The following is a 13,908-nucleotide window of genomic DNA, read 5'->3' as shown; positions in this document are numbered from 1 at the left end:
GCGCGGGGGGGTCGGCGGGCGCGGGGGGCCCGGCCGGGGAAGAAGGGCGGTCCCGCCGCCCGCCGGCCCGCCCGCGGCGGCACCGTTCCGCAGCCGCGCAAGGGGACCGGTAAGAAGGACGCGGAGAAGAAGCCGGCCGGCAAGGGCGCGACCACCAAGAGCGCCTCCGGCAAGGCGACCTCCGGCAAAGCGACCTCCGGCAAGGCGGCGTCGGGCAAGAGCGGTTCCGGGAGGGCCGCTTCCGGAAAGGGCGGGGCGTCCGCGAAGAGCCGGACGGCCGCGTTCCGCACGACCGCGCCCACCGCGCGGCCCGGCGGTCCGTCCCGGACGGGCGGGCCGGGCGGGACGCGCCGCGACGGCCCCCGCGGGCCGCGCCCCGGCGGCGGCTCCGGTCGCCGCCCGCCGCGGCCCCCGCGCCGCCCGCGCGTCCCCTTCCACCGCCGCGACCCGATGAAGCGCCTGAACGCCGGGCTGCTGGTCGTGGCGTTCGTGCTGTCGCTGTTCGCGGGGCGCCTCGTCCAGCTCCAGACGATCGAGTCCGGCAAGTACAGCGAGCAGGCGATGGACCAGCGGCTGCGGAAGCTGAAGCTGCCCGCCGTCCGCGGCGCGATCACCGACGCGCAGGGCAACCCGCTCGCCATGACGGTGGAGGCCCGCGCGATCACCGCCGACCCGTACGTCATCAAGCCGGAGAAGCGGCAGGCGATCGTCAACGCGCTCGCCCCGACCCTCGGGCTGGACCCGGACGCGGTGCTGAAGGCGATCAGCAAGAAGGGCACCCAGTTCGTCTACCTGGCACACGGCGTCACCCCCGACCAGGCGCGCCTCATCACGTCCTGGAACTTCCAGGGCATCGGGACTTTGCCGGAATATCGCCGCGACTATCCCAACGGTTCGCTGGGCGCGAGCGTCATAGGTTTCGTGAACGGTGCGGGACAGGGGGCCGCCGGCCTCGAGAGCACGCAGAACGCCGTGCTGTCCGGGAAGGACGGCTGGCAGCGCGTGGAGATCAGCCTCGAGGGCCAGCACATCCCCATGGGCGAGGACCAGAAGCAGCCGCCGGTCCCCGGCCGCGGCATCCGCCTCACCCTCCAGCAGGACCTGCAGTTCAAGGCCCAGGAGGCGATCGAGAAGCAGGTCAAGGCCACCGGCGCGCGCAGCGGCACCGCCATCGTGATGGACCCGCGCACCGGGCGGCTGCTGGCGATGGCGTCGGCGCCCGGCTACGACCCGAACCACGTCACCAAGGGCGACCGCGACGTGTGGGGGAGCCCGGTGGTGCAGGACGCCTACGAGCCGGGCAGCACCGGCAAGGTCGTCACCGCCGCGGCCGTCATGGAGCACGGCGGGGTCACCCCGCAGACCCCCTTCAGCGTCCCCGACAGGATCCGCAAGTACAACGTGGTGTTCCACGACTCCGAGCCGCACGGCGTGGAGGACCTGACGTTCGCCGGGGTGCTGGCCAAGTCCAGCAACGTCGGCACCATCCTCGCCAGCCAGACCATCAGCGAGGAGCGGCTCTACCAGACGCTGCGGGACTTCGGGTTCGGCCAGAAGACCGGCCTGCCGCTGCCGGGGGAGACGGCGGGGCTGCTCAACCCGCCGTCGAAGTGGTCGGGCACCGACCGCTACCCGATCGCGTTCGGGCAGACCGTGTCGGTCAACGCCGTGCAGATGGCGAGCGTCTACGCGACCATCGCCAACGGCGGCGTCCGCGTCGCGCCGAACCTGATCGCGGGGACGGTCGGCGCGAACGACAAGTTCACCCCGGCGCCCGCGCCGGAGCAGAAGCGGGTGATCAGCGAGGGCACCGCGCGGCAGATCAGCGACATGCTGGAGGGCGTCACCACCCCCGAGGGCACCGCGCCGAAGGCGCAGATCAAGGGCTACCGGGTCGCCGGCAAGACCGGCACGGCGCAGCGCTTCGACGCGGGCTGCGGATGCTACAAGGGGTACACGGCGTCGTTCGCCGGGTTCGCGCCCGCCGACGACCCGCGGCTCGTCGTGCAGGTCGTCCTGCAGGATCCGAAGCGGGGCAGCCACTATGGTGGCGACGTCGCCGCGCCCGTGTTCCGCGACGTGATGAGCTTCGCGCTCCAGTCCGAGAAGATCCCGCCGACGGGGAGCAAATCGCCGATCATCAAGATCTACGCCCGAGACTGACCGCAGCGAGTACCCTCACTCGCCGTGAGTCCACCATCCGTTCACCAGCGTTCCCGTCCCACCGGCACCGAAAGAACCGCCATGCGTCCGACCACCACTCAGGCCCGTCCGCTGGACGGGCTCGCGGCGACTCTCGGGATCGGACGGGGCGACTGGGGGGACACGGAGGTCACCGGGATCACGCACGACTCGCGCGCGGTGCGGCCCGGCGACGTGTACGCGGCGCTGCCCGGCACCCGCACCCACGGCGCCGAGTTCTCCGCGCAGGCCGCCGCGGCGGGCGCGGCCGCGATCCTCACCGACGCCGCGGGCCGGGACCGGGCCGCCGCGACCGGCCTGCCCGTGCTGGTGGTCGCGGACGCGCGGGCGCGGCTCGGCGACGCGGCCGCCTGGGTGTACGGGGAGCCGGGCCGCGACATCACGCTGATCGGCATCACCGGCACCAGCGGCAAGAGCACCACGGCGTTCCTGGTCGAGGCCGGGCTGCACGCCGCGGGCATCACGACCGGGCTGGTCGGCGGCGTGGAGATCCGGGTCGCCGACGAGCGGGTGCCGAGCGCGCTGACCACGCCGGAGGCGACGGACCTGCACGCGCTGCTGGCGATGATGCGCGAGCAGGGCGTCGGCGCCGCGGCGATGGAGGTGTCGAGCCACGCGCTCGTGCAGGGCCGGGTCGGCGGCGCGCACTACGAGGTCGCCGTCTTCACCAACCTGTCCCAGGACCACCTGGACTACCACCCGACCATGCAGGACTACTTCCTGGCGAAGGCCCGGCTGTTCACGCCGGAGTACGCGCGGATCGGCGTGGTGAACCTCGACGACCACTACGGCCGCGAGCTGCTGGAGATCGCCCCGATCCCGATGACGACGTTCTCGGCGTCCGGCGACCCGGCGGCGGACTGGCGGGCCGAGGACGTGCGGGTCGGCGCGGACGGCAGCGTGTTCCGCGTCGTCGGGCCGGGCGGCGTCGAGGCCGACGCCTCGGTGCGGCTCGCCGGGCCGTTCAACGTCGCCAACGCGCTCGCCGCGATCGTCGCGCTGGTCGAGGCGGGGCTGGGGCTGCCCGCGGCGGTGCGCGGCGTCGCGTCGCTGGAGGGCGTCCCCGGGCGGCTGGAGCGGATCGACGAGGGCCAGGACTTCGTCGCGCTCGTCGACTACTCGCACAAGCCCGGCGCCGTCGAGGCGGTGCTCACCGCGCTGCGCCCCGTCACCGAGGGGTCCCTCGCGGTGGTGCTCGGCTGCGGCGGCGACCGCGACCGCGGCAAGCGCCCGCTGATGGGCGAGGCGGCGGCGCGGCTGGCCGACATGGCGTATTTCACCAACGACAACCCGAGGTCCGAAGATCCGCTCGCCATCCTCGCCGCTATGGTCGAGGGCGGGCTCAAGGTGCCGCAGCGGCACCGGGCGCACATCGTCGTGGAACCCGACCGCGCCGCCGCCATCGCGCTGGCCGTCGGCCGGGCCCGCCGCGGCGACGTCCTCGTCGTCGCGGGCAAGGGCCACGAGCAGGGCCAGTACGCGGCCGGCGAGGTGCAGCCGTTCGACGACCGCGAGGTCGTCCGGGAGGCGCTGCGGCGTGCCGCGCCTCGGGAAGAGAAGTAGAGGGGACGGGACGCAGGCGTGATCCCACTTCCGCTGTCGACGATCGCGGAGATCACGGGGGGCACCGTTGACGGGGCCCCTCCGGACGCCGTGGCGGGCGGTCCCGTGGTCATCGACTCCCGCGCCGTGGAGCCCGGGGCGCTGTTCGCGGCGTTCAAGGGCGAGCACGCGGACGGGCACGACTTCGCCGCCGCCGCGCTGGCGGCCGGGGCCGCCGCGGTGCTGGCGCAGCGCCCGGTGGGCGGCCCGGCCGTGCTGGTCGAGGACGTGAAGGAGGCGCTCGGCCGGCTCGCGCGGGGCGTGCTGGAGCGGCTGCCGGACACGACGGTCGTCGCGGTCACCGGGTCGGCGGGCAAGACCTCCACCAAGGACCTGATCGCGCAGCTCGTCGGGCGGGCCGGGCCGACGGTGTGGCCGCCGGGCTCGTTCAACAACGAGATCGGGCTGCCGCTGACGGTGCTGCGCGCCGGCGCCGAGACCCGGCACCTGGTGCTGGAGATGGGCGCCCGCGGCATCGGCCACATCGCCTACCTGACCGGGATCGCGCGTCCCGACGTCGGGGTGGTGCTGAACGTCGGCACCGCGCACATGGGCGAGTTCGGCAGCCGCGAGGCGATCGCGCGCGCCAAGGGCGAGATGGTCGAGGCGCTGCGCCCGGACGGCACCGCCGTGCTCAACGCCGACGACCCCCTGGTGAGCGCCATGGCGTCGCGCACCGCGGGCGAGGTCGTGACGTTCGGCCGGTCGGACGGCGCGGCGGTCCGCGCGGTGGACGAGACGCTCGACGAGCAGGGCCGGGGCCGGTTCACGCTGGTGACGCCGGAGGGCTCGGCGCCGGTCGCGCTGCGGCTGTACGGTTCGCACGCGGTCGCGAACGCGCTGGCCGCCGCGGCGGCGGCGCGCGCGGCGGGGCTGCCGGTGGACGAGATCGCCGCGGGGCTGTCGGAGGCGGAGCCGGCCAGCCGGTGGCGGATGGAGGTCACCGAGCGGGCCGACGGGGTGACGGTGGTCAACGACGCCTACAACGCCAACCCCGACTCGACGCGCGCCGCGATCGACGTGCTCGCGCACATGGCCCGCGGCCGGCGCGCGTACGCGGTGCTGGGTGAAATGGCCGAACTGGGAGGTTCGTCCGCCGCGGAACATGCCAGGATCGGGCGGCACGCCGCGCGCAGCGGGCTGGACGGCCTCGTCGTCGTCGGCGCGAACGCGGCGGCGATGGCCGAAGGTGCCGCGGAGGTGGCGTCATGGACGGGAGAGTGCGTGCAGGTGGATGACGTCGGCGCGGCGGTGGCCGCGCTCAGCGAGCGGCTCGCGCCGCGGGACGTCGTGCTGGTGAAGGGCTCCCGGGTGGCCGGGCTGGAACGGGTCGCCGAGGCGCTGCTGGCGCCGGACGGGCGGGCCGGTCGATGACCAACATCCTCATCGCGGCCGGGTTCGCGCTGGTGTTCGTCATGGTCGGCACCCCCGTGTGGATCCGGATCGTCAACCGGCTCGGCTACGGCCAGATGATCCGGGACGAGGGCCCCGAGGCCCACCTCACCAAGCGCGGCACCCCCACCATGGGCGGCACCGTCTTCATCGTCGGGTCGCTCGTCGGCTACGCGCTCGCGCACCTGGTCACCGGACAGGCCCCGACGATCTCCGGTGTGCTGGTGCTGTTCCTCATGACGGGCCTGGGGTTCGTCGGCTTCGTCGACGACTTCATCAAGGTGTTCAAGCAGCGCAGCCTCGGCCTGCGCAGCGGCGCCAAGATGCTCGGCATCGTCCTCGTCGGGGTGGTCTTCGCGGTCGCCTCGCTGAACTTCCCCAACGGCTACGACATCACCCCCGCCGACCCCCACCTGTCCTTCCTGCGCGACTTCGGCCCCTCGATCGGCCCCTACCTGTTCGTCGTCTGGGCGCTGCTGCTGATCGCGGCGATGTCCAACGGCGTGAACCTCACCGACGGCCTGGACGGCCTCGCCGCCGGCCCCGCCGGCATGGTGCTGGCCGCCTACGTGATCATCGGCAACTGGCAGCTGCGCAACTCCTGCCAGGCCTCGCTCGTCCCCAACTGCTACAACGTGCGCGACCCCCTGGACCTCGCGGTCGTGGCCGCGGCCGTGCTCGGCGGCGTGTTCGGCTTCCTGTGGTGGAACGCCCCCCCGGCGAAGATCTTCATGGGCGACACCGGCTCGCTGGCCCTCGGCGGCGTGCTGGTCGGCCTCGCGATCCTCACCCGCACCCAGTTCCTGCTGGCCATCCTGTGCGGCCTGATCGTGATGATCACCCTCTCGGTGATCATCCAGGTCGGCGGCTTCAAGATGACCAAGAAACGGGTGTTCAAGATGGCTCCGCTGCAGCACCACTTCGAGCTGTCCGGCTGGGCCGAGACCACCATCGTCGTGCGGTTCTGGCTGATGTCGGCGCTGTTCGTCGCGATGGGGCTCGGCATCTTCTACCTGGAATGGATGCCCAAGAAGTGACGATGAGTCCCTGGGACGGCCTCGCCGTCTGCGTCGCCGGGCTCGGCGTGTCCGGCCGGGCCGCCGCCCGCGCGCTCGCCGCGCGGGGCGCCCGCGTCACGGCCGTCGACGCCCGCGACGGCGACGAGCAGCGCGCGCAGGCCGCCGAGCTGGCGGAGCGCGGCGTCGCGGTCCGGCTCGGCGACGGCGAGACCCTCCCGGAGGGCACCGGCCTGGTCGTCACCTCGCCGGGATGGAAGCCGGACGCGCCGCTGCTCGCGGCGGCCGCCGCGGCCGGCGTCGAGATCATCGGCGAGGTGGAGCTGGCCTGGCGGCTGCGGCCGGAGGGCGCCGCGCCGTGGCTGGCCATCACCGGGACCGACGGCAAGACGACCGTCGTCCGGATGCTGGCGTGCATGCTGACGGCGGCGGGGCACAAGGCCCTCGCCGTCGGCAACGTCGGCACGCCGATCGTCGAGGCCGTCGCCGAGCCCTACGACGTGCTGGCGGTGGAGCTGTCGAGCTACCAGCTGCACTGGTCGAGCTCGCTGGCGCCGCTGGCGGCGACCGTGCTGAACATCGCGCCCGACCACCTCGACTGGCACGGCTCCATGGACGCCTACGTCGGCGCCAAGGCGAAGATCTTCGCGCCGGGCACCGTCGCGGTCTACAACGCCGACGACGACACCTCCACGGCGCTCGCCGAGCGCGCCGAGGGCGTCGAGCGGCGCGCCGGGTTCACGCTGCGGGTGCCGCGCCCCGGCGAGCTCGGCGTCGTGGAGGAGCTGCTGGTCGACCGCGCCTTCACCGCCGACCCGGCGGCCGAGGCCGCCGAACTGGCCGCGCTCGCGGACGTCCGCCCGTTCGCGCCGCACAACGTCGCCAACGCGCTCGCGGCGGCCGGGCTGGCGAGGGCCTTCGGGGTGCCGCCCGAGGCCGTCCGGGAAGGGCTGCGCTCGTTCGTGCCCGACCCGCACCGCATCCAGCACGTCGCCGACGTCGGCGGCGTCGCCTACGTCAACGACTCCAAGGCGACCCAGCCGCACGCGGCCGCCGCGTCCCTGGCCGCCTACGAGTCCATCGTGTGGATCGCCGGCGGCCTCCTCAAGGGCCTGGACGTCGACGACCTGGTGCGCACCTGCGCCGGCCGGCTGCGCGGCGTCGTGCTGATGGGCCGCGACCGGCACCGGCTCGCCGAGGCACTCGCGCGACACGCCGCCGATGTCCCGGTCGTCGACGTCGCCGACACCGACACTGGGGCCATGGACCGCGTCGTCACCGAAGCAGCCGGGCTCGCCCGTCCCGGCGACACCGTGCTGCTCGCCCCCGTCGGGGCCTCCTTCGACATGTTCGCCAACTACCCCGCCCGCGGCGAGGCGTTCATCGCCGCGGTGGAACGCCTCGCCGCCGCCGGAGACCCGCAGGCGTCATGACCACCGCCGTACCGGCCGAGGAGGGGCGGACGCGCCGGGCCGGGCCGCGCGAGCAGGTGGTCGCCGCGGTCGGGCTGCTCGACCGCCCCCTCACCTCCTACTACCTGGTGCTGAGCTGCTCGGTGATGCTGCTGGCGCTCGGCCTGACCATGGTGCTGTCCGCGTCGTCGGTCAAGCAGCTGCAGGAGACCGGGTCCGCCTACACGCTGTTCCAGAAGCAGGCCGTGTGGATGGTGATCGGGCTGCCGCTGATGTGGATGGCGTCCCGGCTGCCCGTGCGGACGTTCCGCGCGCTGGCCTACCCGCTGCTGCTGCTGTCGATCGTCGCGCTGGCGATGGTGCTGGTCCCCGGCCTCGGCCGCAGCGCCGGCGGCGCCACCCGCTGGATCGACCTCGGGCCCGTGCAGATCCAGCCGTCGGAGCCCGCCAAGCTCGCGCTGGTGCTGTGGGGCGCCGACCTGCTGGCCCGCAAGGAGCGGCTCGGCCAGCTCACCGAGTGGCGGCCGCTGCTGGTGCCGCTGCTGCCCGGCGCCGGGGTGCTGGTGCTGCTCGTCATGCTCGGCAACGACCTCGGCACCACCCTCGTACTGCTGACGATCTTCCTGGCGCTGCTGTGGGTGGTCGGCGCGCCGGGCCGGCTGTTCGTCGGCATCGCCGGCCTGGTCTGCCTGCTGGTGTCGATCCTGATCATCGTCGAGCCGTACCGGATGCAGCGGCTCACCGGCTTCCTCGACCCGGCCGGCAACCGGTTGACCAGCAACTACCAGGGCATCCAGGGACTGTTCGCGGTCGCCTCCGGGGGGCTGTTCGGCACCGGCCTCGGGGAGGGGCGCGCCAAGTGGGACTACCTGCCGCACGCCGAGACCGACTTCATCTTCGCGATCGTCGGGGAGGAGTTCGGGCTGGTCGGCACCCTCGTCGTACTCGGTCTGTTCGGCCTGCTGGCCTACGCGGGGCTGCGCATCGCCCGCCGGGTGAAGGACCCGTTCACCCGGCTCGCCGCCGCCGGCGCGACCGCCTGGCTGGTCGTCCAGGCCATCGTCAACATCGGCGCGGTGATCGGGGTGCTGCCGATCACCGGCATCCCGCTGCCGCTGGTCTCCTACGGCGGTTCCGCGCTCATCCCGACCCTGATCGCGCTCGGGATGCTGCTGGCGTTCGCCAAACGCGAGCCCGGCGCGCGGCAAGCACTGTCCGCACGCGGCCCCGGACCGGTCGTGAGGGCTCTAAGCTGGCTGGGACTGGCACGGCGCTGAAATCCCCCCGCCGGGGTGCCGGCGACCCGGCGTCCGTCGCCCGCACGCGCCGAGTGCGGGACGGACGGCACGCGAGCGGACGGCACCCGACACGTCGAACACGCTGAGGAGTTGTCAACGAGCATGAGGGTTGTCCTGGCCGGCGGCGGCACCGCCGGACACATCGAGCCCGCCCTGGCTCTCGCCGACGCGCTGCGCCGCAACGACCCCAACACGGGGATCGTCTGCCTCGGCACCGAACGGGGCCTGGAGACCCGGCTGGTCCCGCAGCGCGGCTACGAGCTCGCGCTGATCCCGCCGGTCCCGCTGCCGCGCACGCTGACCCCGCAGCTGCTGTCGGTCCCGGGACGGCTGCGCGGCGCGATCAACGCGGCGGCGAACGTCCTCGACCAGGCCAGGGCCGACGTCCTGGTCGGGTTCGGCGGCTACGTCGCCACCCCCGGCTACCTGGCCGCGCGCAAGCGCAAGGTCCCGATCATCGTGCACGAGGCCAACCCGAAGCCGGGCCTGGCCAACAAGCTCGGCGCCCGCTTCACCGACCACGTCGCGGTGTCGCACCAGGACTCGCCGCTCCCGAACGCCACCTTCGTCGGCATCCCGCTGCGCCGCGAGATCGCGTCCCTGGACCGGCTGGCGATGGGCGACAAGGCCCGCTCCTACTTCGGCCTGCTGCCCGACCTGCCGACCCTGCTGATCTTCGGCGGGTCGCAGGGCGCGCGCTCCCTGAACCAGGCCGCGGTGGCCGCCGCGCCGTACTTCCGGCAGGCCGGCATCCAGGTGCTGCACATCGTCGGGCCGAAGAACACCGAGGAGCCGGAGCCGGCGCAGGGCGGCCCGCAGTACGTCACCATCCCGTACTGCGACCGGATGGACCTGGCCTACGCCGCCGCCGACATGGCGATGTGCCGGGCCGGCGCGATGACCTGCGCGGAGCTGGCCGCGGTCGCGCTCCCCGCGGTGTACGTGCCGCTGCCGATCGGCAACGGCGAGCAGCGGCTGAACGCCGAGCCGATCGTCGCGGCGGGCGGCGGCATGCTGGTCGACAACGCCGAGCTGTCGCCGGACTGGATCGCCCGGAACCTGCTGCCGGTGCTGGCCGACCCGGGCCGGGTCGCGCACATGTCCGAGGCGGCCGGGCGGATGGGCCGCCGGGACGCCGACGTCGCGCTGGCCCGGATGGTGTACGACGTGGTCCGCGCGGCGGGCGCCGCCCGATGAGCCTGATCGACCCGGGCGAGGTCGTCCCGGCCGGCGAGCTCGGCCGGGTCCACTTCATCGCCATCGGCGGGGCCGGCATGTCCGGCATCGCGCGGATCATGCTGCGCCGCGGCATCGCCGTGTCCGGCAGCGACGCGCGCGACTCCGAGCTGCTCGGCCAGCTCGGCGACCTCGGCGCGAAGGTGTTCGTCGGGCACGACGCCGCGCACGTCGGCGACGCCGACACCGTCGTGGTGTCCACCGCGATCCGGGAGGCCAACCCCGAGCTCGTCGCCGCGCGCGAGCGCGGGCTGCGGGTGCTGCACCGCTCGGCGGCGCTCGCCTCGCTGATGGCGGGGCGGCGCGCCGTCGCCGTCGCCGGGACGCACGGCAAGACCACCACGACGTCGATGCTGACGGTCGCGCTGCAGCACGCGGGCACCGACCCGTCGTACTGCATCGGCGGCCAGCTCGTCACCACGGGGCTCGGCGCCGACGAGGGCACCGGGGACGTGTTCGTCGCCGAGGCCGACGAGAGCGACGGCTCGTTCCTCATGTACACCCCGCACATCGCGGTCGTCACCAACGTCGAGGCCGACCACCTCGACAACTACGGCGGCTTCGAGATGGTGAAGGAGAACTTCGCCCGGTTCGTCGACCGGATCGAGCCGGGCGGGACGCTCGTCGCCGGCGCCGACGACCCGGTCGCGCTGGAGCTGGCCGACCGGGCGCGGGCGCGGGGGCTGACCGTCCGGACGTACGGGGAGGCGGAGGGCGCCGACCTGCGGGTGACCGGGTTCACCCCGCGCGGCCTCGGCTCCCGCTTCGCGATCGAGGGCGCCGGCGAGGTGGCGCTCGGCGTCCCGGGCCGGCACAACGCGCTCAACGCCGCGGCGGTCGTCGCGGTCGCGCAGGCGCTCGGCGTGGACGGCGCGGCGGTGCGGGAGGGGCTCGCCGCGTTCGGCGGCGCGATGCGGCGGCTGGAGCGCAAGGGCGAGGCGGGCGGCGTCGAGGTGTTCGACAGCTACGCCCACCACCCGACCGAGCTGACCGCCGACCTGGAGGCCACCCGCGACTACCTGGGGGAGAAGGCCGCGTCCGGCGGCGCCGCCGGGCGCATCGTCGCGGTGTTCCAGCCGCACCTGTACAGCCGCACCCGGTTCTTCGCCGCCGAGTTCGGCGCCGCGCTCGGCATGGCCGACGTCGCGGTGGTGCTGGACGTCTACGGCGCCCGCGAGGACCCGGAGCCCGGCGTGACGGGGGCGCTCGTCGCCGACGCCGTCCCCGCCGGGACCGAGACCGTCTACGCGCCCGTCCGGGACGAGGTCCCCGGCCTGGCGGCCTCGCTCGCCCGCCCCGGCGACGTGGTGATCACGCTGGGCGCGGGCGACGTGACCGCGCTCGGCCCGCTGGTGCTGGAGCGGCTCGCGGCCCGCTGAGAAGGAGTCCGGGGGGACACGCCGCCGCGCGGACGTTCGGCGCCGCGCGGCCCGATCACTGTCAAGCTGGGGTCATGACCGAGGCGCGGACGGACCAACCGGAGAGCGGGACCGAGGACCCGGCGGCCGGACCGGAGCCCGCCGCCGACCGGCCCCGCGGGGGCCGCTGGAAAGTGATCTTCGTCGCGCTGCTCGTGCTCGGCGCGCTGGCCGCGGTCGGCTGGGTGCTGCTCGGCTCGAAGCTGCTGGTGGTGCGGCACGTGGAGGTGAGCGGCGCCGCGCTCGCGCCGCGCGACCGGATCGTCGCCGCCGCCGGGATCCGCCTCGGCGTCCCGATGGCGCGGCTGGACACCGGGGAGGTCAGGGCGCGGGTGGAGCGGCTCCGCGAGGTGGAGTCCGCCGAGGTCAGGCGGGACTGGCCTGCGACGGTCCGGATCGTCGTGCGGGAGCGCGTCCCGGTGGCGGTGCTGGAGCGCAGCGGCCGCTACGAGCGCCTCGACCGGCACGGGGTGACCGTCGCGGACGGGGCGTCGCGCCCGGCCGGGCTCCCGGAGCTGACCGTCTCCTCGCCCGGGCCGTCCGACCCGGCGACGCTCGCGGCCCTCAAGGTGCTCACCGGGCTGCCGGACCGGCTGCGCGGCCGGGTCGAGGAGGTGGAGGCGGCCGATCCCGGGTCGGTGGAGCTGCGCATGAAGGGCGGCCTGACGGTGACGTGGGGCCCGCCGGAGCGCGCGGCGGAGAAGATCCGGCTGCTGGACTCGGTGGAGCGCACCGCGTCGGGGCGGTCCCTGCACGCCATCGACGTCAGCTCGCCGGAGGTCCTGATCACGCGCTGATCAGCGGTGTGGGGCGGTCGAATGTCAAGCCGTTCGGGTCCGGTGCGTGTGTCGGGGCGATTCCGGGCGGCCGATGGGGCACGCTGGAACGGTCGGCCGGAGTTCGGCCGGCCTGGACGGACCGGAGGGCGGGCGGCGGTGCACTGAGCGGCAGGCGGCGGACACGTCCGTCGCCAACCAGGGCAAACCCGTGCCCAGTGCGACACGCCGGTGGAGTTCGGGGGAGGTTAGTTGACCCTGGCGGTAAGGCCGCCCTACTGTCCGTATCAGTCCTCAGGTTGACATAACTGTAAGCCTCAAGTTGAGGGTGAGGGTTGAGGGTGGATCGGATCGACGGTCGGTTCCGCCCACGGCCCGCGCCGAAAAAGCGCACAGGTCAGGAAACTCCGCGGCGGACGGTCGGCAGACCGGACCGGCGGGTCGGATAGAGCGAGCGGAAAGGCCCCTCGTCGTGGCAGCACCGCAGAACTACCTCGCGGTCATCAAGGTCGTCGGTATCGGCGGCGGCGGCGTCAACGCCGTCAACCGGATGATCGAGGAGGGACTCAAGGGCGTCGAGTTCATCGCGATCAACACGGACGCCCAGGCGCTGCTGATGAGTGACGCCGACGTGAAGCTGGACGTGGGCCGCGAGCTCACCCGGGGCCTCGGCGCCGGAGCGAACCCGGACGTCGGCCGCAAGGCCGCCGAGGACCACCGGGAGGAGATCGAGGAGGTGCTCAAGGGCGCCGACATGGTCTTCGTCACCGCCGGGGAGGGCGGCGGCACCGGCACCGGCGGCGCGCCCGTGGTCGCCAACATCGCCCGGTCGCTCGGCGCCCTGACGATCGGTGTGGTCACCCGCCCGTTCAGCTTCGAGGGCAAGCGCCGCGCGATGCAGGCCGAGGCCGGCATCGAGACGCTGCGCGACGAGGTCGACACCCTCATCGTGATCCCCAACGACCGGCTGCTGTCGATCTCCGACCGGCAGGTCAGCGTGCTGGACGCCTTCAAGGCCGCCGACCAGGTGCTCCTGTCCGGTGTCCAGGGCATCACCGACCTGATCACCACCCCGGGCCTGATCAACCTGGACTTCGCCGACGTCAAGTCCGTCATGTCCGGGGCCGGCTCGGCGCTGATGGGCATCGGCTCGGCGCGCGGCGACGACCGCAGCGTCGCCGCCGCGGAGATGGCGATCTCCAGCCCGCTGCTGGAGGCCAGCATCGACGGCGCGCACGGCGTGCTGCTGTCCATCTCCGGCGGCTCCGACCTCGGCCTGTTCGAGATCAACGAGGCGGCGCAGCTCGTCTCGAACGCGGCGGCCCCGGACGCCAACATCATCTTCGGCGCGGTCATCGACGACGCGCTCGGCGACGAGGTCCGGGTCACCGTGATCGCGGCGGGCTTCGACGAGGGACGCCCTACCCGGCCGGCCCCTGAGCCGGAGACCAAGCGCGCCGCCCCGCCGCCCCGCCCGGTGCCGCCGCCCGCGCCGCCCGCGCCGCCCGCGCCGCCCGCGCCGTCCAACCCGATCCCGAGCCGGGTCGGCCGCTCCG

General features: G+C 74.1%; 10 protein-coding genes. All 10 read left to right on the top strand.

Going from position 1 to position 13,908, the window contains the following annotated elements; translation table 11 throughout:
• The first annotated feature begins 450 nt into the window (after nucleotides 1–450).
• Nucleotides 451–2,163, top strand: coding sequence for a peptidoglycan D,D-transpeptidase FtsI family protein (locus ABZ914_RS32425; protein WP_190868757.1), 1,713 nt, complete (start codon nucleotides 451–453; stop codon nucleotides 2,161–2,163).
• A gap of 81 nt (nucleotides 2,164–2,244) precedes the next feature.
• The gene (locus ABZ914_RS32420; protein ID WP_500197894.1) at nucleotides 2,245–3,765 is read left to right on the top strand and encodes a UDP-N-acetylmuramoyl-L-alanyl-D-glutamate--2,6-diaminopimelate ligase; all 1,521 of its coding nucleotides are present in this window, start codon (nucleotides 2,245–2,247) and stop codon (nucleotides 3,763–3,765) included.
• Between the two features lie 18 nt (nucleotides 3,766–3,783).
• Complete coding sequence (locus ABZ914_RS32415) at nucleotides 3,784–5,178, top strand: UDP-N-acetylmuramoyl-tripeptide--D-alanyl-D-alanine ligase (RefSeq protein WP_190868759.1); 1,395 nt, start codon at nucleotides 3,784–3,786, stop codon at nucleotides 5,176–5,178.
• The gene (mraY, locus tag ABZ914_RS32410) at nucleotides 5,175–6,233 is read left to right on the top strand and encodes a phospho-N-acetylmuramoyl-pentapeptide-transferase (RefSeq protein WP_500197892.1); all 1,059 of its coding nucleotides are present in this window, start codon (nucleotides 5,175–5,177) and stop codon (nucleotides 6,231–6,233) included. Before ABZ914_RS32415 ends, mraY begins: the two co-directional genes overlap by 4 nt.
• A 2-nt stretch (nucleotides 6,234–6,235) precedes the next feature.
• Complete coding sequence (gene murD, locus ABZ914_RS32405) at nucleotides 6,236–7,645, top strand: UDP-N-acetylmuramoyl-L-alanine--D-glutamate ligase (RefSeq protein WP_500197891.1); 1,410 nt, start codon at nucleotides 6,236–6,238, stop codon at nucleotides 7,643–7,645.
• The gene (gene ftsW / locus ABZ914_RS32400) at nucleotides 7,642–8,901 is read left to right on the top strand and encodes a putative lipid II flippase FtsW (RefSeq protein WP_190868762.1); all 1,260 of its coding nucleotides are present in this window, start codon (nucleotides 7,642–7,644) and stop codon (nucleotides 8,899–8,901) included. Before murD ends, ftsW begins: the two co-directional genes overlap by 4 nt.
• A gap of 123 nt (nucleotides 8,902–9,024) precedes the next feature.
• Nucleotides 9,025–10,119, top strand: a complete 1,095-nt coding sequence (gene murG / locus ABZ914_RS32395; RefSeq protein ID WP_190868763.1) for an undecaprenyldiphospho-muramoylpentapeptide beta-N-acetylglucosaminyltransferase — start codon at nucleotides 9,025–9,027, stop codon at nucleotides 10,117–10,119.
• On the top strand, nucleotides 10,116–11,537 hold the full coding sequence (murC, locus tag ABZ914_RS32390; RefSeq protein ID WP_500197889.1) for a UDP-N-acetylmuramate--L-alanine ligase: 1,422 nt from the start codon (nucleotides 10,116–10,118) through the stop codon (nucleotides 11,535–11,537). The genes murG and murC overlap by 4 nt, the downstream gene beginning before the upstream one ends.
• Nucleotides 11,538–11,611: 74 nt before the next feature.
• A complete protein-coding gene (locus tag ABZ914_RS32385) occupies nucleotides 11,612–12,373 on the top strand; it encodes a cell division protein FtsQ/DivIB (protein ID WP_500197887.1) in 762 nt (253 codons plus the stop codon).
• A gap of 451 nt (nucleotides 12,374–12,824) precedes the next feature.
• On the top strand, nucleotides 12,825–13,908 hold a 1,084-nt coding region (gene ftsZ, locus ABZ914_RS32380), incomplete at its 3' end, for a cell division protein FtsZ (protein ID WP_500197886.1).

The sequence above is a fragment of the Spirillospora sp. NPDC046719 genome (assembly GCF_040645715.1).
GTDB lineage: Bacteria > Actinomycetota > Actinomycetes > Streptosporangiales > Streptosporangiaceae > Spirillospora.
Note: the sequence above shows the minus strand (reverse complement) of the source record. Positions and strands in the feature narration are given on the sequence as shown.

What these genes read in the sequence shown, in the direction of transcription:
- ABZ914_RS32425 (WP_190868757.1), top strand. Translation starts at nt 451, where the DNA reads ATGAAGCGCCTGAACGCCGGGCTGCTGGTCGTGGCGTTCGTGCTGTCG.
- ABZ914_RS32420 (WP_500197894.1), top strand. Translation starts at nt 2,245, where the DNA reads ATGCGTCCGACCACCACTCAGGCCCGTCCGCTGGACGGGCTCGCGGCG.
- mraY (WP_500197892.1), top strand. Translation starts at nt 5,175, where the DNA reads ATGACCAACATCCTCATCGCGGCCGGGTTCGCGCTGGTGTTCGTCATG.
- murD (WP_500197891.1), top strand. Translation starts at nt 6,236, where the DNA reads ATGAGTCCCTGGGACGGCCTCGCCGTCTGCGTCGCCGGGCTCGGCGTG.
- ftsW (WP_190868762.1), top strand. Translation starts at nt 7,642, where the DNA reads ATGACCACCGCCGTACCGGCCGAGGAGGGGCGGACGCGCCGGGCCGGG.
- murG (WP_190868763.1), top strand. Translation starts at nt 9,025, where the DNA reads ATGAGGGTTGTCCTGGCCGGCGGCGGCACCGCCGGACACATCGAGCCC.
- murC (WP_500197889.1), top strand. Translation starts at nt 10,116, where the DNA reads ATGAGCCTGATCGACCCGGGCGAGGTCGTCCCGGCCGGCGAGCTCGGC.
- ABZ914_RS32385 (WP_500197887.1), top strand. Translation starts at nt 11,612, where the DNA reads ATGACCGAGGCGCGGACGGACCAACCGGAGAGCGGGACCGAGGACCCG.